Genomic DNA, 24,880 nt, shown 5'->3' with positions numbered 1-24,880 from the left:
ATTTATAGACTCAGTGATGTGAGCTTTAGGGCCGCCGCGCATGCTGTTAGCGAACGTTGCTGAGTTTTCTCGTACAGTTGTAGTTCATCAACAACATCAGCGCCCAAGTCCCGTTGGAAATCCTGCTTACTGGAATGTCCTGCAAAATGGTTTTGCCCTTTATCCCCTAAATTCGACTGAAAAATACCTGCGGCACTGACCGGTAGGAAATCTTCATAAACCAAAGGTTCAAATTGGATGAATCCAGCGCCAATCAATTCATCTAAAGTTAAATTTTGTATTGAGGTTGCAGATCCGCCGAGTTTTTTTTCTGTCGGGAAATAGCGGAAGAAAGCGAGTTTTTCTGCGCGCATTGCTGGATAATTATCCGGAAACTGGCTAAATTTTTCGCTAAGAATTGCCATATATTGCGCTGCATTCTCCTCATTTGCAGGAGTTTGCAACTGATCCTGAGCCGCTTGCAGCAGGCGGTCATAAAGATTGCGGCCTTTGGCGGTCAGCGCAGCGCCACGCTGTTCTATTTCGCCAAAGCGGGCGGTATGATTCCCTTGAATAATCTGCCCATCGGATGATACAAACGCGACTTTTTCTTCCAGTGCCTTAAAACTGGTTTGTCGCAGCAGTATTGGGCAATGGCGTGGTGGTGGCCCTTCGATGACGGCTTTGGGGGGAATATTGTGTTTCGGCATGGCAGCTTGTACTGCGTCTATATTCAGTGTTCGTGGGGTCAAGTGGTTAATATGTGGCCCTTTAAAGGCAACGACATCAGCAATTAACCGATGTTGATCATGCAGTTGCTGATAAATCTCAACACTCACAGTGGCTTGATTATGCCAGCGGAATGTTTCCAGGGATTCAGTAATAAAATCAGCCGTGTCATTGTCGGCCAGCCCCCCGGCTGTTTCATGCTTAACAATCAATTCGATAAGGCGGGGCGTGAAAATATTTCTTTTGGCAAGAATATCAACTGCTTGTTGCCGCATTTCTGGCCGCTCAATCAACTCTAACCGCAGCAATGAAGTGAAAATTCTGAATGGGCATATTTGCAATGAAGCCTCATGTACCGCGCGAAAAGCCGTAGAGTGAACAGGTACACCAGCAGGGGCCAGGTCGTAATACCCGACGGGAACCATCCCCATTACAGCAAATAAGCGGCGTAAAGTGGCGAGCTCGGCGGCAGTTCCCACGCGGATAGCGCCATGCCTTTCCATATTTAATCGCTCAATTTCCCCAGTTCGAAGCAAATGGCGGGTCAGTTCTGGCGATTGCTCCATAGTTTGGTTGTTGGTTTCGGCAACTAATTGCAATAAATCACTGTATAACGGGACTTCCGTCTGATACATATTCGACATAGCACTGGAGAACCTGGCGCGTATCTCATCGGGATGAACAAATGGCAGGGCGGTAATCATTGGAATGTTCCTTTTTACCTTTCAACGCAGATATTTACGGCTGCGGATCACGCTGATTCCATTTTATTTTAGGTGAGTTCGCTGAGCTGGGGAGGCGCTGGCGGAGAATATTAGTTTTTTATGCGTTATATCTCATTGATTCTGGGGTTTGTTGCGATCCATGCAATAAAAAAGTTGTATAGATGCGTTTTTTATGTATAAATACACATCGGCCTGTTTTGCAGGCTTATTTATGTGTAAGAGTGCACGAGAGCAAAGTAAAGCAGTTCCTCCCAAGACGCTATTTTCTGATACAGCCTCAAAGACGAACCCCTGAATCTCCTATAAGCAACTCCCATAAGTCATATTTTAGGCGAACCTGTTGAATAAGCATTTATTGCTTTGTGGCTGGTTTGTTAGTTGCTGTATCTGTTGCTGCTCTATTACTTAAAATAATAACGTTTAAAGTAATAACGTTGGGTTATCGGCGGAATAAAATGATCGCGCAAATGTGCCTATCATTTATTCTGGAGATAGACAAAATTCTAAGCCCACATTTATGCGGGTTTTTCATAAAATCAAGCTCATAGAGGTTTAATCAGAAAACTTTAGGATGGGCAACTGCATCTAAACAATAAATAAAAATGAGTTGTTAGGATGCCCAGTAAAAGGAAATTTATTATGACGTTAAAAATGGGCCGCGTGAAATGGTTCAACCAGTCTGAAGGCTACGGTTTTATTTCACCCCACGACGGTGGTTTGGATGTGTATGTCAGCAAGACAGCCATTGCCAACACCAAAAATAAATCACTGAGTGAAGGGCAGGACGTTGAATTCTCTACTTATCGTAGTATTCATGGGCCGTCAGCAGCAGATGTGATCGCTTTCTAAGCAAACGGCTACCCAAGGGTAGCCGCTAGTTTTTTTGCCTCTGTTCGACATGTTTATTTTGTCGTCGGGCAGTTTTGCAGGTGCTTCTATTTGTTTTTGCGGCTTAATTGCTGAAGTTAGCAAACAGCGCAATAATTTTATGGAATACTTTCATTTCTTACTCGATAGATATGGTTATGTGACTTGTGTCACAAAAATACTACTCCTCACAATTCAACATATCAATAACAAAACCAACATTTATCATCCCGATTGCTGAATATATTCACTTATACCAATGTCAATTAACATAACCGCTTGTTATCAATAGCTGATATAAATGACGGCATCGGCGCAGTTAACCTGCATCGGCGGATATGGTATCCTCGACCACTTTCCTGCTGGCTAAACTCCATTCTGGAGGATGTATGGACCACCGTTTACTCGAAATCGTTGCTTGTCCTGTCTGCAACGGTAAGTTGTACTTCAATAAAGAAAACCTTGAGCTGGTATGCAAAGCTGACAATCTGGCTTACCCGGTGCGTGACGGCATCCCGGTATTGTTAGAGAACGAAGCCCGCCCACTGTCCATTGATGAGAAGCACGCATGAGTTTCATTGCTATAATACCCGCCCGTTATGCTTCAACCCGTCTGCCCGGTAAGCCACTGGCTGATATTGCAGGCAAACCAATGGTTGTGCATGTGATGGAGCGGGCATTGGAGTCAGGTGCATCTCGGGTGATTGTGGCAACAGACCATCCGGAAGTGGTGAAAGCTGTTGAAGCAGCGGGCGGCGAAGTATGTTTAACCCGCGCAGATCATCAGTCCGGTACCGAACGCTTAGCGGAAGTCATTGAACGCTATGGTTTTGCTGATGATGATATTATTGTCAATGTGCAAGGGGATGAGCCATTGGTGCCGCCAATGATTATCCGTCAAGTTGCTGATAATTTGGCTGCCTCCAGTGCAGGTATGGCGACATTGGCAGTGCCGATTGAAAGCAGCGAAGAAGCTTTTAACCCTAATGCCGTGAAAGTGGTGATGGATGCGCAAGGTTATGCGCTGTATTTCTCGCGTGCCGCCATTCCGTGGGAAAGAGAGCGCTTTGCTCAATCGAAAGAAACCATTGGTGATTGTTTCTTACGCCATATTGGTATTTATGCTTATCGCGCTGGTTTTGTTCGCCGCTACGTTAATTGGGCACCAAGTAAACTCGAGCAGATAGAGCTGTTAGAGCAATTGCGTGTGCTGTGGTACGGTGAAAAAATTCACGTTGCTGTGGCAAAAGCTGTGCCAGCAGTTGGGGTTGATACGCAAGAAGATTTAGACAGAGTTCGGGCTATTATGCTCAAGCAGTAATCGCAGTAATCATTGTGCAGCTTTCCACGCCAAGCTCAGTTGAGTTTGGCGTTGTTATTTCTGGATCCCACGGGCTTCAATTATTTAACTTTTATTGTGGCTATTATTTGATCTGCATTCTGGAAATATCCCTCCCATCATCCCATGATGAATAATCTATTTCGTCAGATAATCGGACAAAGCCTTATGGAACAGCTGAAAGCTGAATTAAGCGTCGTGCTTGGGGAGTCGATTACCCGCCTTGAGCGCATCAGCGAGCAGCCTTATGCCCACCTGTATGCGATGTATAATCAGCAGGGTCAGGCGATCCCATTGTTGGCAAAGAGTTATGTCTGTCAGGGAATTGCACAGCAAGAAGCCTATAAACTGTCAATGTTGTCGCGCGAAGGCGATATCCGCTTGCCGACTGTGTATGGTTTAGTTATGACCCATCAACCGCCGTATAAAGAAATCTTGCTGATGGAACGCCTTCGGGGTGTTTCGGTAGAAGCGCCCACCCGAACAGGGGAACGCTGGAATGCTTTGATGGATCAGATAGTTGAGGGCGTATTAGCTTGGCACCGGATTGATAGCCATGGGTGTGTCGGCAATGTTGATAGCACACAAGAAAATGATTGGTTCAGTTGGTATCAGCAACGAGTTGAAGTGCTGTGGGCCACGCTATCGAATATGAATTCACCACAAATGACCTTGGAAGATAGGGCAATTCTTTATCGTGCTCGGGCATCATTAAATGCACTTTTCGCCGGTTTTGACGACAGTTCGGTGCTGGTTCATGGCAATCTGACCTTACGCAGTATGCTTAAAGATCCCCGCAGTGATCAATTGCTGGCGATGCTCAACCCCGGCCCCATGCTATGGGCACCGCGGGAGTATGATTTATTCCGTCTTAGTGAAGAGGGGATGCCGAGCCAGCTATTTTATCGCTACCTCAATAAAGCGCCGGTCTCGGAATCCTTTGTTGCCCGCCGTTGGCTCTACACTCTGTGGGAATTGGTTTCCCGCTTTATTCACACCGGTAATTTGGATCGCGCTTCATTTGATAATGCGGCTAAACAACTGTTACCTTGGCTGAATTAACCGCAAAATTATTCATCATTTTTATTGCCCGTTAATGTTTGCCAGATTAGCCCCAATGTTTCATACCAAGCGCGTTCGGTGTGGCCTAAATAGGTTGCCGCCGGAATAGTACGTTCCCAGCTGTGTAAGGGGCTGGTAATAGCTAACTGATTGGCGGGAGCCGGAATAGGGTGTAAGCCCTTGGCTGTAAAAAATTTTATCGCCCGAGGTAAATGACTGGCGGAGGTCACTAGCAAAAAAGGTTTATTACCCACCAAGGTAGCCACCGCTGCCGCTTCTTCAACCGTATCTTTGGGTTGCTCTAATGCAATAATATCCGCCGCCGGAACCCCTAAACTTTCCGCTACCTGCGCCGCTGTTTTTGCACTGCTTTGGCTGTTCGGGCCAGCGCCGCCGGTAAACACTATTTTTGCGTTAGGATGGGCACGATACAGCCGGATCCCCTCAGTGACTCGCGGCAAACTATTCGAGAATAAATTAGCACTTGGCGCCCAATTCGGATTAAACGTGTAGCCGCCACCAAGGACAACAATGTAATCTACCGGGTCGTTTCCCTGATAAGTTGCGTATTGTTTTTCCAGCGGTAATAACAGGCGATCCGCGACAGGTTGCAGGCTAATAAGCAATAATATCAGCCAACTTAATGCAAAAAGCGTTTTGCCACTTTTTTGCCAGCGGGTAAACCACAATAAGATTAATGCCAGCCCCATGATGATAAGCAGAAAGGGCAGTGGCATTAATAAGCCGCCAACAAACTTTTTTAGGGTAAAAAGCATAAAAACAGGCACCTTTTGGCTGAAAAAACGGCATTTGGCGATGATTACGGGCCAAGAAGATTTATTCTAAGTCAGGCTGTGCCAAAATAGCAGGTTGATAGTCATTCTTTTTGCTGTCGCTATTGATTTGCGAGTCTCTATCAAGGCCGGTAAATCAATAGTTATAGATACAATCGCGGAGCAATTGTCCATGCAGGATCGCAATTTCGATGATATTGCCGAGAAATTCTCGCGCAATATCTACGGCACGACGAAGGGAATGATCCGTCAGGCGGTGGTGTGGCAAGATATCACCGGGCTGTTAGCGCAGTTGCCGCAACGCCCGTTACGGATTTTAGATGCAGGTGGTGGTGAAGGGCATATGGCTTGTCAACTGGCGGAATTGGGTCATCAGGTTCTATTATGTGACCTGTCCGCTGAGATGATCCAACGTGCAAAAGTGGCCGCTCAGGAAAAAGGTGTGAGCCACAACATGCAATTTGTACAAAGTGCAGCCCAGGACATCACCCAACATTTGGAACAGCCCGTTGATCTGATATTGTTCCATGCGGTTTTAGAATGGATTGCAGAGCCACAGCAAGTTCTGCAAATACTTTTTAATGCGTTAAACCCAGGTGGCGCATTGTCATTGATGTTTTTCAATGCCAATGGGTTAGTGATGCGTAATGCGGTATTAGGTAACTTTCAGTTGGCGATACCGGGCCTCAAAAGGCGTCGGCAGCGCTCGTTATCACCGCAATACCCGTTAGACCCGCCGACGGTATACGGTTGGCTTGAGCAAATGGGTTTATCCATTAGCGGTAAGACAGGAGTACGGGTGTTTCACGATTACATGAAAAATAAACAGCAACAAGTCGATGAGTTTGCTGAATTATTGGCGTTGGAACAGCGCTATTGCCGGCAGGAGCCCTTTATCAGTTTGGGGCGCTACGTGCATGTCATGGCGTTTAAGCCGAATCTGAAGGACCCATTATGAGTGAATTTTCCCAGACAGTACCCGAACTGGTCGCCTGGGCGCGAAAAAATGATTTTTCGATTACTCTGCCAACAGAGCGTCTGGCCTTTCTTATGGCTATTGCCACCTTAAATGGTGAGCGGCTGGACGGCGAAATGAGCGAAGGCGAGTTAGTTGATGCATTTCGTCACGTCAGTAAAGGGTTTGAACAGACCACCGAAACCGTGGCAGTGCGCGCCAATAATGCCATTAATGATATGGTGCGCCAGCGCTTGCTCAACCGCTTTACCAGTGAGTTGGCTGATGGTAATGCTATTTACCGCCTGACTCCATTGGGCATTGGTATCACAGATTATTATATCCGTCAGCGCGAGTTCTCCACTCTGCGGTTGTCGATGCAGTTGTCGATTGTGGCGCAAGAGCTGCAACGGGCGGCAGAAGCGGCAGAAGAGGGCGGTGATGAATTCCACTGGCATCGTAATGTCTTTGCCCCGCTTAAATATTCAGTCGCTGAAATCTTTGACAGTATCGACATGACCCAGCGCCTGATGGACGAGCAGCAGCATAGTGTTAAAGAAGATATCGCGGCGCTGTTGAATCAAGATTGGCGTGCTGCCATTGCCAGCTGCGAAATGTTGCTGTCAGAAACCTCCGGTACACTCAGAGAACTGCAAGATACGCTGGAAGCGGCCGGTGATAAGCTTCAGGCGAATTTATTGCGCATTCAAGAAGCCACCATCGGCAATGCGGGCTTGGATTTGGTTGATAAACTGGTCTTTGATTTACAAAGTAAACTTGACCGCATTATCAGTTGGGGCCAGCACTCTATTGACCTGTGGATTGGTTATGACCGCCACGTGCACAAGTTTATCCGTACTGCGATTGATATGGATAAAAATCGGGTATTCGCCCAGCGCTTGCGCCAGTCAGTGCAAAATTATTTTGATAGCCCTTGGGCCTTGACCTACGCCAATGCCGATCGCTTGCTGGATATGCGCGATGAAGAGCTGTCACTGCGTAGTGAAGAAGTCACCGGAGAACTGCCACCGGACCTGGAATTTGAAGAGTTTAATGCTATCCGTGAGCAATTAGCCGCCCTGATTGAACAAGCATTGCTGGTGTATCAGCAGAAAAAACTGCCGCTCAATTTGGGGGAAGTCATGCGCGATTACCTCGCGCAATATCCGCGTGCTCGTCATTTTGACGTGGCTCGTATCCTGGTCGACCAAGCAGTTCGCCTTGGTGTGGCCGAAGCCGATTTCTCAGGGTTACCCGCTGAATGGCTGGCAATCAATGATTACGGAGCCAAGGTGCAGGCACATGTCATCAACAAATATTGAAGTAGTAATGCCGGTTAAACTGGCTCAAGCATTGGCCAACTCCTTGTTTCCGGCACTGGATAGTCAGCTACGTGCTGGCCGTCATATCGGGCTTGATGAGCTGGATAACCATGCTTTCCTGATGGATTTTCAGGAGCAACTGGAAGAGTTTTATACCCGCTATAATGTGGAATTAATTCGTGCGCCGGAAGGTTTCTTCTATCTGCGCCCTCGTTCAACCACGTTAATCCCGCGCTCGGTGTTATCTGAGCTGGATATGATGGTCGGCAAAATTCTTTGTTATCTGTATCTCAGCCCGGAACGTCTGGCTCATGAAGGGATTTTCGCCCAGCACGAGTTGTACGAAGAGCTGCTGAGTCTGGCCGATGAGAGCAAATTGCTGAAGTTTGTTAATCAGCGCTCAACCGGTTCGGATTTGGATAAACAGAAATTGCAGGAAAAAGTGCGAACCTCACTCAACCGGCTGCGCCGTTTGGGTATGATTTACTTTATGGGCAATGACAGTAGCAAGTTTCGTATCACGGAGGCGGTATTCCGCTTTGGTGCCGATGTGCGCAGCGGTGATGATCCACGAGAAGCTCAATTGCGTATGATCCGGGATGGCGAAGCCATGGCGGTCGAAAATAGTCTGTCACTCCATGATGAAAGCGATGAAAGCGACATCACCATGGGCAATGCAACGGACAGTGCAGAGGATGAACAGGAATGATTGAACGCGGTAAATTTCGCTCACTGACCTTAGTTAACTGGAATGGTTTTTTTGCCCGAACATTTGATCTTGATGAACTGGTTACTACCTTATCCGGTGGTAACGGGGCCGGTAAATCTACCGCCATGGCCGCTTTTGTCACAGCATTGATTCCAGATTTAACCTTGCTGCACTTCCGTAACACCACCGAAGCCGGGGCCACCAGTGGCTCGCGCGATAAAGGCTTGCACGGTAAATTGCGCGCCGGAGTGTGTTACTCCACGTTAGATGTGGTCAACTCTCGCCACCAACGGGTGGTTGTCGGGGTGCGACTGCAACAAGTGGCCGGGCGCGATCGCAAAGTTGATATCAAACCTTTTACTATTCAAGGGCTTCCGACGGTAATTCAACCCACACAGATCCTCACCGAAGTGGTGGACGAGCGTCAGGCGCGGGTGTTGTCCTTGCCAGAGCTGAAAGAACGCGTTGAAGCCATGGAAGGGGTGCAGTTTAAGCAATTTAACTCCATCACCGATTACCACTCGCTGATGTTTGATTTGGGTGTGATCCCCAAACGGCTGCGCTCTTCAACTGATCGCAGTAAATTCTATCGTTTGATTGAAGCGTCACTGTACGGCGGTATTTCCAGCGCCATTACCCGCTCATTACGCGATTATTTATTGCCAGAAAACAGCGGCGTCCGCAAAGCATTCCAGGATATGGAGGCGGCGTTGCGCGAAAATCGCATGACGCTGGAAGCTATCCGTGTCACCCAATCCGACCGTGACCTGTTTAAGCATCTCATTTCCGAAGCAACTTCCTATGTCGCCGCTGACTATATGCGCCATGCTAATGAGCGGCGTATTCATCTCGATGGCGCTTTGGTCTTGCGCCGCGATTTACTGGGCAGCCGCAAACAACTGGTGACCGAGCAGTATCGCCATGTCGAAATGTCCCGTGAATTGGCCGAGCAAAGTGCTGCTGAATCTGATCTCGAGACTGATTATCAAGCTGCCAGTGACCATCTCAGTCTGGTGCAAACCGCGATGCGCCAGCAGGAAAAAATCGAGCGCTACCAAAGTGATTTGGAAGAGCTGACTTACCGGCTGGAAGAGCAAAATGAAGTTGTTGCTGAGGCCAGCGAGCAACAGGCTGATAACGAAGCCCGTGCCGAAGCCGCAGAGCTGGAAGTGGATGAGCTGAAAAGTCAGTTGGCTGATTATCAGCAAGCGCTGGATGTACAGCAAACCCGCGCCATTCAATATCAGCAAGCATTACAAGCATTGGAGCGCGCCCGTGCGCTGTGCCAATTACCTGAATTAACGGCCGATAATGCTGAAGATTGGCTGGAAACTTTCCAGGCCAAAGAGCAGGAAGCGACCGAATCTTTATTGCAACTTGAGCAAAAACTGAGTGTTGCAGATGCCGCCCACAGCCAATTTGAGCAAGCTTATCAGTTGGTGGTGACCATCGCCGGTGAGGTCAGCCGCAGTGAAGCTTGGCAAACCGCGCGCGAATTATTACGTGACTGGCCGTCGCAGCAACATTTGGCCGAGCGGGTTCAGCCCTTGCGCATGCGCCTGTCCGAGCTTGAGCAGCGTTTACGTGCCCAGCAAGATGCCGAGCGTTTATTGCAAGAGTTTTGCAAACGTCAGGGGCAAGCTTATCAGCCGGAAGAATTGGAAGAGTTGCAGCGTGAGCTGGAATCACAGATTGAAGAACTTTCTCTCAGTGTCAGTGATGCTGGTGAGCGGCGGATGGAAATGCGCCAGGAACTGGAGCAACTAAAGCAAAAAATTCAAGAATTGACGGCACGAGCTCCAGTATGGCTGGCGGCTCAAGATGCTCTGAGCCAACTCAGTGAACAGAGCGGCGAAGCGCTGGAAGATAGCCGCCAAGTCACTGAATACATGCAACAGTTGCTAGAGCGCGAGCGCGAAACCACCGTCGAGCGTGATGAAGTGGCGGCAACTAAACGGGCTATTGATGCACAAATTGAGCGCCTGAGTCAGCCAAGCGGTGCTGAAGATTCGCGGATGATTGCATTGGCCGAGCGTTTTGGCGGCGTGCTGTTATCCGAGATTTATGATGATGTCACGCTCGACGATGCCCCCTATTTCTCCGCGCTGTATGGCCCGTCTCGCCACGGTATCGTGGTACCCGACTTGTCATTGGTGCGCGATCAATTGGCCGGATTGGAAGATTGCCCGGAAGATTTATATCTCATCGAAGGGGATCCGCAGTCATTTGATGACAGTGTCTTTGCCGTCGAAGAACTTGATAAAGCGGTGGTGGTGAAAATAGCCGATCGCCAATGGCGTTATTCTCGCTATCCGGAAGTGCCGCTGTTTGGTCGTGCTGCCCGTGAAAACCGGCTAGAAGCGCTGTACCAAGAGCGTGATAGTCTGGCGGAGCGCTATGCGACACTGTCGTTTGATGTGCAGAAAACCCAGCGTTTGCATCAGGCATTCAGCCGGTTTATTGGTTCTCATCTGGGTGTGGCATTCGATTCTGATCCAGAAGCTGAAATTCGGTTGTTAAATACTCGCCGGGGTGAAATCGAGCGCGCGCTGAATGCGCACGAAGACCAAAATCAACAGCAACGCCAGCAATTCGAACAGGCTAAAGAGGGTATCTCAGCGCTTAACCGTTTGATTCCGTTGGTATCATTGCTGCTTGATGACAGCCTGACAGATCGCGTCGAAGAAATCACTGAAGAGCTAGCTGAAGCACAAGAGGCCGCCCGCCATATTCAGAAACACGGCGCTTCTTTGACCAAGCTTGAACCGCTGCTGGCGGTGCTACAAAGTGACCCGCAGCAACACGAACAGTTGCAGAAAAACTATACTCAGGCGCAAAACAGCCAGCGCCAGGCTAAGCAGCAAGCTTTCGCCTTGACGGAAGTTGTGCAGCGGCGTGCCCACTTTAGCTATACCGATTCTGCGGGGATGCTGACTGAAAACTCCTCTCTGAACGATAAACTGCGCCAGCGCTTAGAACAAGCCGAAGCAGAGCGTACGCGCGCTCGCGAGCAGTTGCGTCAATATCAGGCGCAGTTTACTCAATACAATCAAGTGCTGGCGTCATTGAAAAGTTCTTATGATGCCAAACGTGACATGCTCAAAGAGCTGAGTCAGGAGCTGGTGGATATTGGCGTTCAGGCGGATGCTAATGCCGAAGCCCGCGCCCGCACGCGCCGCGATGAATTGCATGCTGCATTGAGCACCAACCGCTCACGGCGCAATCAGTTGGAAAAACAGCTGACTTTCTGTGAAGCCGAGATGGACAGCTTGCAGAAGAAATTACGCAAGCTGGAGCGCGATTATCACCAAATTCGCGAGCAGGTGGTTAATGCTAAAGCGGGCTGGTGTGCCGTGATGCGGATGGTGAAAGACAATGGTGTCGAGCGCCGCTTACATCGTCGTGAATTGGCCTATATGGATGGCGATGAGCTGCGTTCTATGTCGGATAAGGCGCTGGGGGCATTGCGTCTGGCGGTGGCTGATAATGAGCATTTGCGCGATGTGCTGCGCATGTCGGAAGATCCCAAACGGCCTGAGCGCAAAATTCAGTTCTATATTGCGGTATATCAGCATCTACGCGAGCGTATTCGCCAGGATATCATCCGCACTGATGACCCGGTCGAAGCCATTGAACAAATGGAGATTGAACTCGGCCGGCTGACCGAAGAACTGACCGCCCGTGAACAGAAGCTGGCGATCAGTTCGAAAAGCGTGTCGAATATCATCCGTAAAACCATTCAACGCGAACAGAACCGTATTCGGATGCTGAATCAGGGCCTGCAAGCGGTGTCATTTGGTCAGGTCAAAAGTGTGCGGCTAAATGTGAATGTGCGCGAAGCCCATGCGACCTTGCTTGATGTGTTATCCGAACAGCAAGAACAGCATCAGGATTTGTTCAACAGTAACCGCCTGACCTTCTCTGAAGCGCTGGCAAAACTGTATCAGCGCCTAAACCCACAAATGGATATGGGGCAGCGTTTGCCGCAAACCATTGGTGAAGAGTTACTTGATTACCGTAACTATTTAGAGCTGGAAGTTGAAGTTAACCGCGGTGCAGATGGCTGGTTACGGGCCGAGAGTGGCGCATTGTCAACCGGTGAGGCTATCGGTACCGGGATGTCTATTCTGGTGATGGTGGTACAGAGCTGGGAAGAAGAATCTCGCCGTTTACGCGGTAAAGATATTTCACCTTGCCGCTTATTGTTCCTGGATGAAGCTGCGCGTCTGGATGCGAAATCTATCGCAACATTATTTGAACTGTGCGAGCGGCTGGAAATGCAATTAATTATTGCCGCTCCAGAAAATATCAGTCCAGAAAAAGGGACGACTTATAAACTGGTGCGAAAAGTCTTCCAAAATCATGAGCATGTACACGTAGTGGGCTTACGCGGTTTTGCCAATGAAATACCGACTTTGCCACAGATATCTGCTGAACAATGATATTTCGGTTAATTTTCGCACAATAAAGACGTAATAATAATTAATTCCATCCAATGGCCGCCTAGCGGCCATTTTTATTTGTTGCGACATTTGAGGGTTATATTTTATAACCGAAGAAAATCTGTTAGCGTAAGGTTAATGGCTAATTTAGATTATTATCTACTGAGTAGCATTTCTGTTTATATAATAATACCCAAAGATAGTGGTGGTGTTGTCAACGGCCGATGTTGTCAACGACCGAATCGGGTAACGAGAGCCGCTAACCTACTGCGACTTCAGGGAAGAAAGGTAACGACAAACTATGACGTACTTAGATAAGCATACCGGGGGCATAGAATGTCGGTAGAGAAAAGAAATCCGCGACCTGTATTAGCGTTATATTGCGCTGTGATTTGTAGCGTAATGCCCGTATTTACAGCATCGGCCACAGTGCCGATGATGCCTGTTGATTCATCTTCAGCGCAAAAATCACCGCCACAAAGCATGTCGGTCGCACAAAGCCGCTCTCAATTATTGGCAGTGTTACCGAAAACTATCACGCCGTTCTATTCTTCTGAATTAGCCGTGCTCTATGCTGCCAATAATATGCAGCCAATGTGGCAAGACCAGACTGCTGTCCAGCATTTCCAGCAACAATTAGCGGAAGTGGCTCTCTCCGGTATTCAGCCGCAATTTATGCAATGGGTGAAATGGCTCAGTGATCCTGCTATTACCGGCTTGGCTCGCGACGTTATTCTGTCCGATGCCATGTTAGGTTATTTGCACTTTATCTCAGGCGTTGGTGCAAATGGTAGCGTCTGGCTCTACAACAATGTGCCGTACAAGATGGCGATGCCACCGGCGACGATTTTAAATCGCTGGCAACAAGCTGTACACGAGGGGAACACCGCGCTTTATCTGGCATCTCTGGCACCTCAACATCCTCAATATGAGAAAATGCGTCTGGCGCTGAAACAGATGCTGGCAGACCGGCGTCCGTGGCCACAAATGGCCAATGGCCCGAGTTTACGTCCAGGGCAGTTAAGCGACGATATTCCAGCGCTGCGGGAGATTCTCGACAGAACCGGCATGTTGCACCCGGTGGCGTCTACACCAGTGCACACCCCGGAGGTTATCCCGGCTGATAATCCTGCGGTCGCGGTTGTTAATGATGACCTCTCGGTTGATGAAGAGAAAAACCGTGCTCAGGCCCACAGTTTGGTGGTTAGCCCATCAGCAGCCCCGGTTGCAGACACTCCCGCTAGCGAAGGGGTAGTTGCGCCATCTGCGGCACCACTGGCCGCGACTGTCACGGTAACTGACAATGTCTATACGCCAGAGCTAATGGAAGCCGTCAAACGGTTCCAACAGTGGCATGGTTTGAGTGATGATGGCGTTATCGGTGCCCGTACTCGCGAATGGTTGAATGTTTCTCCACAAACACGGGCGACATTATTAGCCTTAAATATTCAGCGCTTACGCATTTTGCCGGGGCGGGTGGATAACGGCATCATGGTTAACATTCCAAACTATTCGCTGAATTATTATAAGAATGGTGCCGAGGTGCTTTCGTCACGCGTGATTGTCGGCCGCCCAAGCCGTAAAACGCCGTTGATGAGCAGCGCGTTGAATAATGTAGTGGTTAACCCGCCGTGGAATGTGCCGACCTCTCTGGTGCGCCAGGATATCGTGCCGAAAGCGCGTTACGATTCCAGTTATTTCCAGCGCCATGGCTATACGGTATTGTCCGGTTGGAGCAATGATGCCGAAGTTGTCGACCCGTCAATGATTGACTGGAGCATGATTTCACCGAATAACTTCCCATATCGCCTGCGTCAGGCACCGGGTGCCAGCAATTCATTAGGGCGGTTCAAGTTCAATATGCCAAGCTCTGATGCTATCTATTTGCATGACACGCCGAACCATGGTTTGTTCCAGAAAGATATTCGGGCCTTAAGCTCGGGCTGTGTTCGCGTGAATAAAGCGTCTGATTTAGCCAATATGTTGTTGCAGGATGCGGGTTGGAATGATGCTCGTGTTTCCTCGACCCTGAAAAAAGGGGACACCACTTATGTCAACATTCGCCAACGTATTCCGGTGCAACTGTATTATCTGACGGCATGGGTGGCTGAAGATGGTAAACCACAGTTTAGAACAGATATTTACAATTATGATATGACGGTGAGATCCGGTTCACAAATCGCTCATCAAGCTGAACTTTTGCTGCAATAAATGCAGTAAAACTCAATAACTAATGGTCTCAATATCAGGTTGTCTTATGGGCGCTTCTAAACGGGCGCCCTATAAACCTGGACTAAACGCACAGTGAATGCGTACCGAATGCGGGTTGACTGGTTTTCCGTAGACGGTTATGGTTCGGGACGGTACATATATACCCAAAGTTATTGGAGTTGCAGCCAGCCAACACAGCCGTGGCTCCAAGCCATGAGGGGACAGTACTTACTTTTGACATTCTTGCCGGGTATTAACAGAGATCATGGATAAAATTGATAATCATCGCCGTAAATGGCTAGCGTTAGGCGGGGTAGCGCTCGGGATGTCGCTACTCCCAGGGCAAGCATTTGCTACCCTTTCAACTCCTCGCCCACGCATTTTGACCCTGAATAACCTGAATACAGGTGAGTCCATAAAAGCCGAGTTCTTTGACGGTCGAAACTATAATAAAGATGAACTTTCCCGTTTAAATCATTTATTCCGCGACTACCGAGCTAACAAAGTAAAAAGCATCGATCCTCGCCTATTTGACCAGCTATACCGCCTACAAGGCCTTCTTGGCACCACTAAACCGGTGCAGCTGATTTCTGGCTACCGTTCACTGGATACCAATAATGAACTGCGTGAGCGGAGCCGCGGTGTGGCCAAACATAGCTACCACACTAAAGGGCAGGCGATGGATTTCCATATTCAAGGTATTCAATTGAGCAATATCCGCAAAGCGGCATTAAAAATGCGTGCAGGTGGTGTAGGATATTACCCTCGCAGTAATTTTGTGCATATTGATACTGGGCCAATACGAACCTGGTAATATACCCGTCGCCCTTCAAGATACAGGGGTGTTGGCTGCCCTTGCTCACCCCAGTCACTTAGCTATCTAAGCTTCTGGGGATTTGCTCGGTTGCCGCCTACCTGCATCTTGAAGTAACTTGGGTATCCGCATTTTTATGCCAATGCTTTGAATCTATCCAGTGCATTGGGGGAGCTCTATGAAATATCAAATTATTCCAGTGACGGCCTTTAGTCAGAATTGCACACTGATCTGGTGTGAAGAAACAGGGCTAGCTGCTCTCGTGGATCCCGGTGGTGAAGCTGCCAAGATAATTGCTGAAGTCGCCCGTCAGGGTGTTAAGGTCAGCCAGATTTTGTTGACTCACGGTCATCTGGATCATGTGGGTGCTGCTGCTGAATTAGCTGCACATTTTCAGGTGCCTATCTATGGCCCAGAAAAAGAAGATACGTTTTGGTTAGAAGGATTACCCGCTCAAAGCAGAATGTTTGGGCTGAGCGAGTGTGAAGCTTTCACCCCAACTCGTTGGCTGGAAGAAGGGGATACAATGACGGTGGGCGCAATAGAATTATCAGTATTGCATTGCCCAGGGCATACCCCAGGCCATATTGTTTTCATCGATCAAAAAGATCGTTTGGCATTAGTTGGGGATGTTATTTTTAATGGTGGTGTGGGACGCAGTGATTTTCCACGGGGTGACCATCAGCAATTGATTCATTCTATCCGAACCAAATTATTGCCTTTGGGTGACGATATCACATTCATTCCGGGCCATGGCCCGATGTCTACGTTAGGGCATGAGCGGCAGACCAATCCGTTTATACGTGAAGAACCTGCTGTTTGGTAAGAATGGCAACTTAGTGCGATATAACACTGAGTATCAGATAGCGTCAGATCAAGGAGGGCACCGTGAGGTGTCTTTCTTATATTAGATTTAATTTTTTGTTAAAGTATTTTGTGAACTCTTAATCAGCTATTTATAAATACGACGAACATAATTATGGGGTTCATAAAATTAGCATGACCCTATAATATTCATAAGGCGTAACATAACAGAGAAATATACCCTAGCGACTTCGAGGTGCAGGTAGGCGGCAACTGAGTGAACCTCTTGGAGCTTACACAAGTAAGTGATTGGGGTGAGCAAAGGTAGCCAACACTCCTGCGTCTTGAGGGCACAGGTATAGAACTGATATTGACCCGCCACGACCTTTACTGCCGTTTTAAGTTCGTCATATTATGAGTGCCTTTCAATGGAATCTACTATGCCATTTCGTCGTTTCAGAGTGAATAAATTCCTGTCCCGGCTCGGTTTTTCTTCTATGGTATTATTGCTATTTCTGCTGTTGGGCGCTGTTGTGATTTATGCGCAAACAAAAGCTAATATGCATCAAGATGCTCAAGCCAAGTTATTACAGGGTAGAGAACGTTTCGACCAAATATTTAATAACTTGCAGCATGCTGCTACCCAGGTGGAAACAGGGCTGGGAAAACCTTGTTTACAAGTTGTGCAGAACTTACGCGATCAAGTTGTCTTTATACCGGATGTGCGTTCAGTTTCTTTGGCAAAAAACACGACTATTTATTGTTCTTCAATATATGGCCCAATTTCCGAGCAATTCTATTTAGATGCATTTGTTGATGGGCAATTAGAATTAATGTCGGGTAATGATGTAACTCCTGATCGTGCTTTGATGGTTTATCGGCAAGCTCGAGGGGATTACAGCATTCTGGTCGCTGTTGATGGTTATTATTTACGCAGTATTCTTAATTTATTGAGCGGCGATATCGCATTGCAACTGAGAGTTGGCGATAAATGGATGGATGCGATCGGAATGGTGCATTCAGGTCATCCGACGAATAAAGGCGAACCTTTATACTTGGCCTCAGAAAGATATGCTTATTCATTAAGCACTGCACTTTCTCATCAACAATATTGGGCTTATGCTTGGCAATACGCTCAAGGCAGTTTAATTTTCTTCATATTAATGAGTATTGGCTCGGCGGCACTTGTTTTCTGGTTGTCAGGAAGGGCATCATCACCCACTCAGGTATTAAAACAAGCATTAGAAAATAATGAATTTATTCCTTATATGCAGCCGATTGTCAGCGGTAAGAGGCAATGCTGGGTGGGGTGTGAAGTTTTAATGCGTTGGCAGCATCCAGAGCAGGGATTAATTCAACCAAATCATTTCATTCCTATGGCGGAGGACAGCGAACTTATCGTGCCGATGACCCGTGCTATTATGCAGCAGGTCAGCACAAAATTTGCGCATTACGTCAATAAATTACCCGAAGGGTTCCACTTTGGTTTTAATATTAGCGCCAATCATTGCCGTGATCTCAGTCTGGTAGATGACTGCCGTAATTTCATTCAGGCTTTTGGCGGCAATAAAATTAATATCATGTTGGAGTTAACTGAACGAAAATTGATTGTTGCAGATGAGATTACAGATAAATTATTTGCCGAACTTCATGCTTTAGGTGTTTATATTGCCATTGATGACTTTGGTACCGGGCATTCGAGCCTAACTTATTTGCAGAAATTTAAAGTCGACTTTCTCAAGATTGACCAAAGTTTTGTCGGGATGATTGGTTCAGATGCTCTGTCGAGCCACATAGTGGGGAATGTCATCGATCTTGCAACTCGACTGGGATTACAAACCATTGCCGAGGGAGTTGAAAACGAAACTCAAATGCGTTATTTACAGGCCCATAATGTGGATTATCTGCAAGGATATATGTACGGACGACCCATGCCAATGAACGAATTTGCCAAATATTTGTTCCGTTAAGATTATAGGCAGGAGAATAAAAAAGGGTGCCTCTAAGGCACCCTTTTTAAGGCCGGTCGCGGAGGCTTAATTAGAGCACCGCAACGATAGCTTCACACAATGGCGCCATATTGTCTGGCGTCATACCGGCAACGTTAACGCGACCAGAATTTACGGCATAAACAGCAAACTCATTACGCAGACGCAGAACTTGTTCTTTGGTCAGGCCACTGAACGAGAACATACCATTCTGGTTTATGATAAAGCTGAAATCTTGCTTAGCGCCTTTTTCCTGCAAAGTATTAACAAACAACTGACGCATACGGTGAATGCGTTGGCGCATATCAGTCAGTTCTTGTTCCCAAATAGCACGCAGCGCTGGGTTACTCAAAATGGTGGCAACCACAGAGGCACCGTGAGCTGGTGGATTGGAATAGTTAGCGCGGATAACGGCTTTCACTTGGCTGAAAGCGATATCAGCGACTTCACTGTTTGCGGCAACAATAGTACAAGCCCCGACACGCTCATTGTACAAACCGAAGTTTTTGGAATAAGAGCTGCAAACAATCAATTCTTGATGTGTCGCGGCAAAAATTCGCAGGCCTTGGGCATCTTCTTCCAAACCTTTAGCAAAACCTTGATAAGCGAAGTCAAACAGCGGCAACCAACCTTTAGCAACTGAAAGCTCGGCTAATTGGCTCCACTGGGCTTCTGTTGGGTCAATCCCTGTTGGGTTGTGACAGCAACCATGGAACAGCACTACGTCACCAGCCTGGGCTTCTGACAGGCTATTTAACAACCCATCGAAGTCCAGCGCATGATTGGCTGCGTCATAATATGCATATTCAACGACTTCCAGCCCAGCAGCGGCGAAGATATTTTTATGATTTGGCCAGCTTGGATTACTGACCCAGACACGTTTGGCGCTGGTTTGATGGGCAATGAAATCAGCGGCGATACGCAAACCACCAGTACCACCAGGGGTTTGAGCGGTACGCGCACGTTTATCAGCAATAATTGCGCTATCGGCCCCGAACAACAGTTCCTGAGTACAACTGGCGAAAACGGGCAGGCCATCAATACCCAGATAGTTCTTGGTGACTTCATTTTCCAGTAAATACTGTTCAGCTTTCTTTACGCTGGTCAGCACCGGCGTTTTCCCGGTTTCGTCTTTGTAGACCCCGATCCCGAGGTTAATTTTATGAGAGCGGTCATCCGCGCGGAAAATATCGGTCAGACCCAGAATAGGGTCGGCAGGTGCGGCAGTGATTTTTTCAAACATTTCAGAGGTTTCCATGGCTTAGCTTTAAGCAAACAGAACTACCAGAGTAGCGCCAGTTGCGGCCTTTGCCAACCGTTTGCAATAAAAAGAAATGAATGTTGTGAGGCGAGGGGATTCAGGGTGAAAAATCGGCAAAATAACGCTTTCTACAGCGCAATCTCCCTGGATTAATCAAGGGTAAAAATGTTAGCCAAGCATAAAAACAAAAAGACAGAGCCGAGGCCCTGTCTTTTTTAACTTAGGTCAGCAGATAAACTGCTTGATTAAGTTTAACTTAGAACTGGTATACCAAGCCAACACCAACAACGTCATCAGTGTTCAGACCGTTAGTACGAGTGAAATCATTCTCGTCCAACAAGTTGATTTTGTAATCAACATAGGTAGACATGTTTTTGTTGAAGTAGTAGTAAGAACCAACAGAAACATATTTCAACAGATCTTGGTTATCGCGAGTCGCGTTAAGATCTTTGCCTTTAGACTGAACGTAGCCTAAAGATGGACGCAGACCGAAGTCGAACTGATATTGTGCAGTGATTTCAATGTCACGAGTCTTGTTAGCGATAGTATCGTTAGCATCGCCGTACGGAGTCATGTTCTGAGTTTCAGCATACATTACAGCCAAGTATACGTTGTTTGCGTCATATTTAGCACCAACGTTCCATGCCTGAGCTTTATCGCCTTCAGCAGTACTGAAACGTTTTTGTTGATCAGTACGGTTTGAAGAAGAGAAACCAGCACCGAAGTTCACGCCGTAACCGATATCATAAGTAGAAGAAATACCGAAGCCGTCGCCATTCTGATCTTTCAGGTTGCTGTAAGTAGTGCTGGTTACATTACCAAGTGCATCAGTTGTTTCAACAATACCGTTACGACCATCTTCATTTTTGCCTTGGTATTGCAGAGCAAAGTTCAGACCATCAACCAGACCGAAGAAGTTAGTGTTACGGTAAGTTGCCAGGCCAGTAGAACGGCCAGTCATGTAGTTGTCAGAGTTGGAGATTGAATCACCACCGAACACTGGCAGCATGTCAGTCCATGCGTTGACATCATAGATTACGCCGTAGTTACGGCCGTAGTCGAATGAACCGAATTCAGCAAATTTCAGACCAGCAAAGCCCAGACGGGTTTTGTTGCCTTTGTCGCCTTGGGATTCAGCGTGGTTAGCCTGAATGTTGTATTCCCACTGGCCGTAACCGGTCAGTTGGTCAGTAATTTGGGTTTCACCTTTGAAGCCGAAACGAACATAAGATTCGTCGCCGTCTTGGCCTTTGTTATCAGAGAACTGGTGACGGGCGTCAACTTTACCGTACAGGTCAAGTTTGTTGCCGTCTTTGTTGTAGATTTCTGCTGCATTAGCTGCACCAGCTACTAACAGTGCAGGGATTACTACTGCAAGAATATTGCGCTTCATCATTATTATTACCCTCATTGGTGTTATTCGGACACCTGCCACTGCCGCCAATAATTTTTTTGGAACTATTGTTGAGAGTTTGGTGTCGTCTGTGTCTGAACGCAGTGTTCCATTCACGGGGGTTATAATCCAGACCGAAAATGCTACCAATTACCTGAATATGTTTCATAGGGATACTATGTGTTACAAAGTGTAAATTTAAGGGAACTTTGTGACTTAGATCGAACTTTAAAAAATGACAAAAGCCAGCAGAGCTGGCTTTTATTTATACAAAAACACTTTTTTTCTCAATGACGAACTTAGAAACTGGCATTTCTCGGCGTGCGTGGGAATGGAATTACATCACGAACGTTTTGAACTCCAGTCACATAGGAGATCAAACGCTCAAATCCAAGGCCAAAACCTGAATGTGGCACAGTGCCATAGCGACGCAGATCACGATACCACCAATAATCTTCTTTATTGAGGCCCATTTCTGCCAGACGTGCATCCAACACATCTAAACGCTCTTCACGTTGTGAACCACCGATAATCTCACCAATGCCAGGGGCGAGGACATCCATCGCTGCCACGGTTTTACCATCTTCATTCATACGCATATAGAAAGCTTTGATATCTTTCGGATAGTTTTTGACCACTACCGGCGCTTTAAAGTGTTGCTCAGCTAAGTAACGCTCATGCTCAGAAGACAAATCAATGCCCCAAGAGACATCATTTTCAAATTTCTGACCTGATGCCAATAAAATCTCAATAGCATCGGTGTAGTCAACCTGAGCAAAGTCAGAGGTGACAAAACGCTGTAAGCGATCGACCGCATCTTTATCGACACGCTCGGCAAAGAACTTCATATCATCAGCGCGTTCGTTCAATACCGCCTGGAAAACGTATTTCAACATTTTCTCGGCCAGTGCGGCGACATCATCCAATGAGGCGAAAGCAACTTCAGGTTCAACCATCCAGAATTCGGCTAAATGGCGGCTGGTATTGGAGTTTTCAGCACGGAAAGTCGGGCCGAAAGTGTAAACTTTGGATAACGCACTGGCGTAGGTTTCACCGTTTAGCTGGCCGGATACCGTAAGGAAAGCTTCTTTACCGAAGAAATCCTCACTGAAATCAACAGCGCCAGTATCTGTGCGCGGCAGATTTTCCAGATCTAATGTGGAAACACGGAACATTTCACCGGCACCTTCAGTATCTGAAGCGGTGATAAGTGGGGTTGAAACCCAGAAATAACCGTTCTCATCGAAGAAACGGTGAATGGCTTGTGCCAAAGTATGACGAACGCGAGCAACTGCGCCGATCAGGTTAGTCCGCGGGCGCAAGTGAGCGACTTCACGCAAGTATTCGATACTATGACGTTTTGCTGCCATTGGATAAGTATCAGGGTCATCAACCCAACCGACGACTTTGATAGCGGTGGCCTGAATTTCAAAACTCTGCCCTTCACCTGGTGATGCAACCACAGTGCCAGTGACTTCTACTGAGCAGCCGGTAGTTAAATGCAATACTTCGTCCTGATAATTAGGCAAAGTATTATTCACGACGGCCTGTAACGGGTCAAAGCAGGAACCGTCATAAACGGCAACGAAGGAGATACCCGCTTTAGAATCTCTCCGGGTACGCACCCAACCGCGTACGGTGACTTCACTGTCAACCGCAGCACGGCCTTGCAGTACGTCGACTACAGGCACTACGCTCATAGATTTCTCTCTTTAATAGTTTTGATAAATAGTTAACAACCCAACAAAATGGGGATATTGCTATGTTACTTGCGACGGTGCAGGACACAAGTAGAAATCACCCGTTCAGTGCAACATTTCTATAAATATACCCGTCATACTTCAAACTGCATTTGCGTTGGCTGCACTCAATCACCCGAATCACTTACTCGAGTAAGCTCATCGGGACTCACTTGCTTGCCGCCTTCCTGCAATCTGAATTATCTTGGGTATAAAGACGACATAAACTGAGAAATGATTGAATCGCGGAATACGGGAGAGTAAAGAGGGGGCAAAAAACGCAAGTCTGGCTAGGGCCGGGCGAGCATCTGCCGCCCGACAATCAGGTATTAACTGGCTTTCTTGACCAAAGGAAGGGCGAATGCTTCACGCAATTCATCAACAAAAGCCGGGTCATGACAAATGGTTTTTCCCGGGCTATCGGAGAGTTTCGCCACCGGTTTACCGTTACACTCCACCAGCTTAATGACAATATTCAGTGGCTTGATGCCGGGAATATCACAGGTTAAACGCGTCCCAATACCGAATACCAATTTAATCCGTTGGTAAAAATGTCGGTACAGCGACAGTGCTTTTTCCAAGTCTAAATTATCCGAGAACACCAATGTTTTGCTCATTGGGTCAATACCCAGCTTTTCATAATGGGCGATAGCTTTTTCACCCCATTCGACTGGATCACCGGAGTCATGGCGTAATCCCTGATAGCGAATAGCGAATGTTTCATCAAAATCACGCAGGAATGCATCCATAGTAATACAGTCTGTTAATGCTACTCCAAGTTGGTTTGGATACTCATCTAACCAGACTTGCAATGCTACGCGCTGGCTGTTGGCCAGAACTGGGCTAATTTGTTGGTGGGCCTGGAACCATTCATGAGCCTGAGTTCCAACCGGAGCTAAAGACAACTTCCGTGCTAAATCATAGTTACTAGTGCCGACAAAGTAGGAAAACTCATCTTTTAATTCACTGACAATGGCGTGCTGAACCTCGCGGGAAAAACGGCGCCGCGTACCAAAATCCATTAACTTGAAGTGAGTTATGTCGATATCAGCACTCAGCGCTTTAAATTGCTGAAGTTTGCTGCGCAACTGTGTAATCGCCTGGTCAGCAGTGACAAGCTCGGAGCGGCGGCGATGGACAATCTCACTGATTACCGCTAATAGCGGCACTTCCCACAGAATTGTTTCGCACCATAACCCGGTAATCCGAATGTCTAATTTGCCACCATTATCAGATACGCTGACTTGTTCGGGATTAAAACGAAAGCTATGTAACCAATTTAAATAATCATTTTTAAAAAAGGGTAAGCCGGAGAGATAGAGATACTCATCATCGCTCAGTGTTAATTGGCTCATCAATGTTATCTGATGGCGGATTTCGTCGGCATATTCGCCCAGCAGCTCATCACCACGGCAGCGGAATTCAGCGGCAACGGTAATATGGCGATAACGATGGAACACTGCTTGTTGCATATGAAGCTTATAAGCATCCGTATCAAGCAATGAAGTCAAAATCGGTGAGGCGTCTTGGGTCATGGCGCTGTATAGCATCCTCGTAGGAGCATTTTCCACAGTATGAATGTCGCGGAAGTATACCGGTATTATCCTGTTATTGAAGCCTCATCACACCATAAATGCTAATCAGAGGTCTAGGATTAAACGTGCCATTAGCGATGAAAAAAGTTTTTTGCTAAATGTTCAATCCAATTAAGGTCAGTTTTTTAGCTATTTAGATAATAAAGAGAAAG

General features: G+C 47.3%; 18 protein-coding genes. 12 read left to right on the top strand and 6 right to left on the bottom strand.

Annotated features, from left to right (window positions below; genetic code table 11):
* Positions 1 to 2 precede the first annotated feature (2 nt).
* Entirely contained in the window at positions 3 to 1,412 is a 1,410-nt protein-coding gene (locus OVO64_RS01470; protein ID WP_038632112.1) for a VOC family protein, read from the bottom strand.
* A 660-nt stretch (positions 1,413 to 2,072) separates the two neighbouring features.
* On the opposite strand from OVO64_RS01470, the gene OVO64_RS01465 reads away from it, so the two are divergent.
* From OVO64_RS01465 to OVO64_RS01450, 4 genes are all read left to right on the top strand, one after another.
* Entirely contained in the window at positions 2,073 to 2,282 is a 210-nt protein-coding gene (locus OVO64_RS01465) for a cold-shock protein (protein WP_038632114.1), read from the top strand.
* Positions 2,283 to 2,689: 407 nt separating this feature from the next.
* On the top strand, positions 2,690 to 2,872 hold the full coding sequence (locus tag OVO64_RS01460) for a Trm112 family protein (protein ID WP_004700032.1): 183 nt from the start codon (positions 2,690 to 2,692) through the stop codon (positions 2,870 to 2,872).
* Complete coding sequence (gene kdsB / locus OVO64_RS01455) at positions 2,869 to 3,621, top strand: 3-deoxy-manno-octulosonate cytidylyltransferase (protein WP_038632118.1); 753 nt, start codon at positions 2,869 to 2,871, stop codon at positions 3,619 to 3,621. The genes OVO64_RS01460 and kdsB overlap by 4 nt, the downstream gene beginning before the upstream one ends.
* Positions 3,622 to 3,807: 186 nt before the next feature.
* The gene (locus tag OVO64_RS01450; RefSeq protein WP_004391100.1) at positions 3,808 to 4,701 is read left to right on the top strand and encodes a YcbJ family phosphotransferase; all 894 of its coding nucleotides are present in this window, start codon (positions 3,808 to 3,810) and stop codon (positions 4,699 to 4,701) included.
* An 8-nt stretch (positions 4,702 to 4,709) separates the two neighbouring features.
* Here OVO64_RS01450 and elyC read toward each other — a convergent pair whose 3' ends face one another.
* Positions 4,710 to 5,477 (bottom strand): envelope biogenesis factor ElyC, encoded by a 768-nt coding sequence (elyC, locus tag OVO64_RS01445; RefSeq protein ID WP_145509654.1) that lies wholly within the window; start codon positions 5,475 to 5,477, stop codon positions 4,710 to 4,712.
* Positions 5,478 to 5,667: 190 nt separating this feature from the next.
* Here elyC and cmoM point away from each other — a divergent pair, with 190 nt between their 5' ends.
* From cmoM to OVO64_RS01405, 8 genes are all read left to right on the top strand, one after another.
* Positions 5,668 to 6,453: a tRNA uridine 5-oxyacetic acid(34) methyltransferase CmoM gene (gene cmoM, locus OVO64_RS01440; protein ID WP_038632124.1), complete on the top strand. Its 786-nt coding sequence runs from the start codon at positions 5,668 to 5,670 to the stop codon at positions 6,451 to 6,453.
* On the top strand, positions 6,450 to 7,772 hold the full coding sequence (gene mukF, locus OVO64_RS01435; RefSeq protein ID WP_038632126.1) for a chromosome partition protein MukF: 1,323 nt from the start codon (positions 6,450 to 6,452) through the stop codon (positions 7,770 to 7,772). The genes cmoM and mukF overlap by 4 nt, the downstream gene beginning before the upstream one ends.
* On the top strand, positions 7,753 to 8,481 hold the full coding sequence (gene mukE, locus OVO64_RS01430; RefSeq protein ID WP_038632128.1) for a chromosome partition protein MukE: 729 nt from the start codon (positions 7,753 to 7,755) through the stop codon (positions 8,479 to 8,481). The genes mukF and mukE overlap by 20 nt, the downstream gene beginning before the upstream one ends.
* Positions 8,478 to 12,923, top strand: a complete 4,446-nt coding sequence (mukB, locus tag OVO64_RS01425; protein WP_267248538.1) for a chromosome partition protein MukB — start codon at positions 8,478 to 8,480, stop codon at positions 12,921 to 12,923. The genes mukE and mukB overlap by 4 nt, the downstream gene beginning before the upstream one ends.
* A 336-nt stretch (positions 12,924 to 13,259) precedes the next feature.
* Positions 13,260 to 15,134 (top strand): L,D-transpeptidase, encoded by a 1,875-nt coding sequence (gene ldtD, locus OVO64_RS01420; protein WP_050291289.1) that lies wholly within the window; start codon positions 13,260 to 13,262, stop codon positions 15,132 to 15,134.
* A 265-nt stretch (positions 15,135 to 15,399) separates the two neighbouring features.
* A complete protein-coding gene (locus tag OVO64_RS01415; RefSeq protein ID WP_038632133.1) occupies positions 15,400 to 15,948 on the top strand; it encodes a YcbK family protein in 549 nt (182 codons plus the stop codon).
* A gap of 178 nt (positions 15,949 to 16,126) precedes the next feature.
* Entirely contained in the window at positions 16,127 to 16,774 is a 648-nt protein-coding gene (locus OVO64_RS01410) for an MBL fold metallo-hydrolase (protein WP_050291287.1), read from the top strand.
* 418 nt (positions 16,775 to 17,192) lie between these two features.
* The gene (locus OVO64_RS01405) at positions 17,193 to 18,722 is read left to right on the top strand and encodes an EAL domain-containing protein (RefSeq protein WP_145540882.1); all 1,530 of its coding nucleotides are present in this window, start codon (positions 17,193 to 17,195) and stop codon (positions 18,720 to 18,722) included.
* 70 nt (positions 18,723 to 18,792) lie between these two features.
* Here the strand turns inward: OVO64_RS01405 and OVO64_RS01400 are convergent, their stop codons facing one another.
* The 4 genes from OVO64_RS01400 to pncB form a co-directional block, all read right to left on the bottom strand.
* Complete coding sequence (locus OVO64_RS01400) at positions 18,793 to 19,983, bottom strand: amino acid aminotransferase (RefSeq protein WP_038632139.1); 1,191 nt, start codon at positions 19,981 to 19,983, stop codon at positions 18,793 to 18,795.
* A 274-nt stretch (positions 19,984 to 20,257) separates the two neighbouring features.
* Positions 20,258 to 21,394, bottom strand: coding sequence for a porin OmpF (gene ompF, locus OVO64_RS01395; RefSeq protein ID WP_162928777.1), 1,137 nt, complete (start codon positions 21,392 to 21,394; stop codon positions 20,258 to 20,260).
* A 299-nt stretch (positions 21,395 to 21,693) separates the two neighbouring features.
* On the bottom strand, positions 21,694 to 23,094 hold the full coding sequence (gene asnS, locus OVO64_RS01390; protein ID WP_038632143.1) for an asparagine--tRNA ligase: 1,401 nt from the start codon (positions 23,092 to 23,094) through the stop codon (positions 21,694 to 21,696).
* Between the two features lie 368 nt (positions 23,095 to 23,462).
* The gene (pncB, locus tag OVO64_RS01385) at positions 23,463 to 24,668 is read right to left on the bottom strand and encodes a nicotinate phosphoribosyltransferase (RefSeq protein ID WP_038632145.1); all 1,206 of its coding nucleotides are present in this window, start codon (positions 24,666 to 24,668) and stop codon (positions 23,463 to 23,465) included.
* Positions 24,669 to 24,880: the final 212 nt, after the last annotated feature.

It is taken from the genome of Yersinia sp. Marseille-Q5920 (assembly GCF_946902935.1).
In the GTDB taxonomy this organism is placed as follows: Bacteria; Pseudomonadota; Gammaproteobacteria; order Enterobacterales; family Enterobacteriaceae; genus Yersinia; species Yersinia rochesterensis.
The sequence above is the reverse complement of the archived record's forward strand: the minus strand, read 5'-3'. Positions and strand labels throughout refer to the sequence as shown.

Coding starts and splice junctions, on each gene's coding strand:
- mukE (WP_038632128.1), top strand. CDS start 7,753: ATGTCATCAACAAATATTGAAGTAGTAATGCCGGTTAAACTGGCTCAA.
- OVO64_RS01410 (WP_050291287.1), top strand. CDS start 16,127: ATGAAATATCAAATTATTCCAGTGACGGCCTTTAGTCAGAATTGCACA.
- kdsB (WP_038632118.1), top strand. CDS start 2,869: ATGAGTTTCATTGCTATAATACCCGCCCGTTATGCTTCAACCCGTCTG.
- ldtD (WP_050291289.1), top strand. CDS start 13,260: ATGTCGGTAGAGAAAAGAAATCCGCGACCTGTATTAGCGTTATATTGC.
- mukB (WP_267248538.1), top strand. CDS start 8,478: ATGATTGAACGCGGTAAATTTCGCTCACTGACCTTAGTTAACTGGAAT.
- OVO64_RS01465 (WP_038632114.1), top strand. CDS start 2,073: ATGACGTTAAAAATGGGCCGCGTGAAATGGTTCAACCAGTCTGAAGGC.
- elyC (WP_145509654.1), bottom strand. CDS start 5,477: ATGCTTTTTACCCTAAAAAAGTTTGTTGGCGGCTTATTAATGCCACTG.
- OVO64_RS01400 (WP_038632139.1), bottom strand. CDS start 19,983: ATGTTTGAAAAAATCACTGCCGCACCTGCCGACCCTATTCTGGGTCTG.
- mukF (WP_038632126.1), top strand. CDS start 6,450: ATGAGTGAATTTTCCCAGACAGTACCCGAACTGGTCGCCTGGGCGCGA.
- OVO64_RS01415 (WP_038632133.1), top strand. CDS start 15,400: ATGGATAAAATTGATAATCATCGCCGTAAATGGCTAGCGTTAGGCGGG.
- OVO64_RS01460 (WP_004700032.1), top strand. CDS start 2,690: ATGGACCACCGTTTACTCGAAATCGTTGCTTGTCCTGTCTGCAACGGT.
- cmoM (WP_038632124.1), top strand. CDS start 5,668: ATGCAGGATCGCAATTTCGATGATATTGCCGAGAAATTCTCGCGCAAT.
- pncB (WP_038632145.1), bottom strand. CDS start 24,668: ATGACCCAAGACGCCTCACCGATTTTGACTTCATTGCTTGATACGGAT.
- ompF (WP_162928777.1), bottom strand. CDS start 21,394: ATGAAGCGCAATATTCTTGCAGTAGTAATCCCTGCACTGTTAGTAGCT.
- asnS (WP_038632143.1), bottom strand. CDS start 23,094: ATGAGCGTAGTGCCTGTAGTCGACGTACTGCAAGGCCGTGCTGCGGTT.
- OVO64_RS01450 (WP_004391100.1), top strand. CDS start 3,808: ATGGAACAGCTGAAAGCTGAATTAAGCGTCGTGCTTGGGGAGTCGATT.
- OVO64_RS01405 (WP_145540882.1), top strand. CDS start 17,193: ATGCCATTTCGTCGTTTCAGAGTGAATAAATTCCTGTCCCGGCTCGGT.
- OVO64_RS01470 (WP_038632112.1), bottom strand. CDS start 1,412: ATGATTACCGCCCTGCCATTTGTTCATCCCGATGAGATACGCGCCAGG.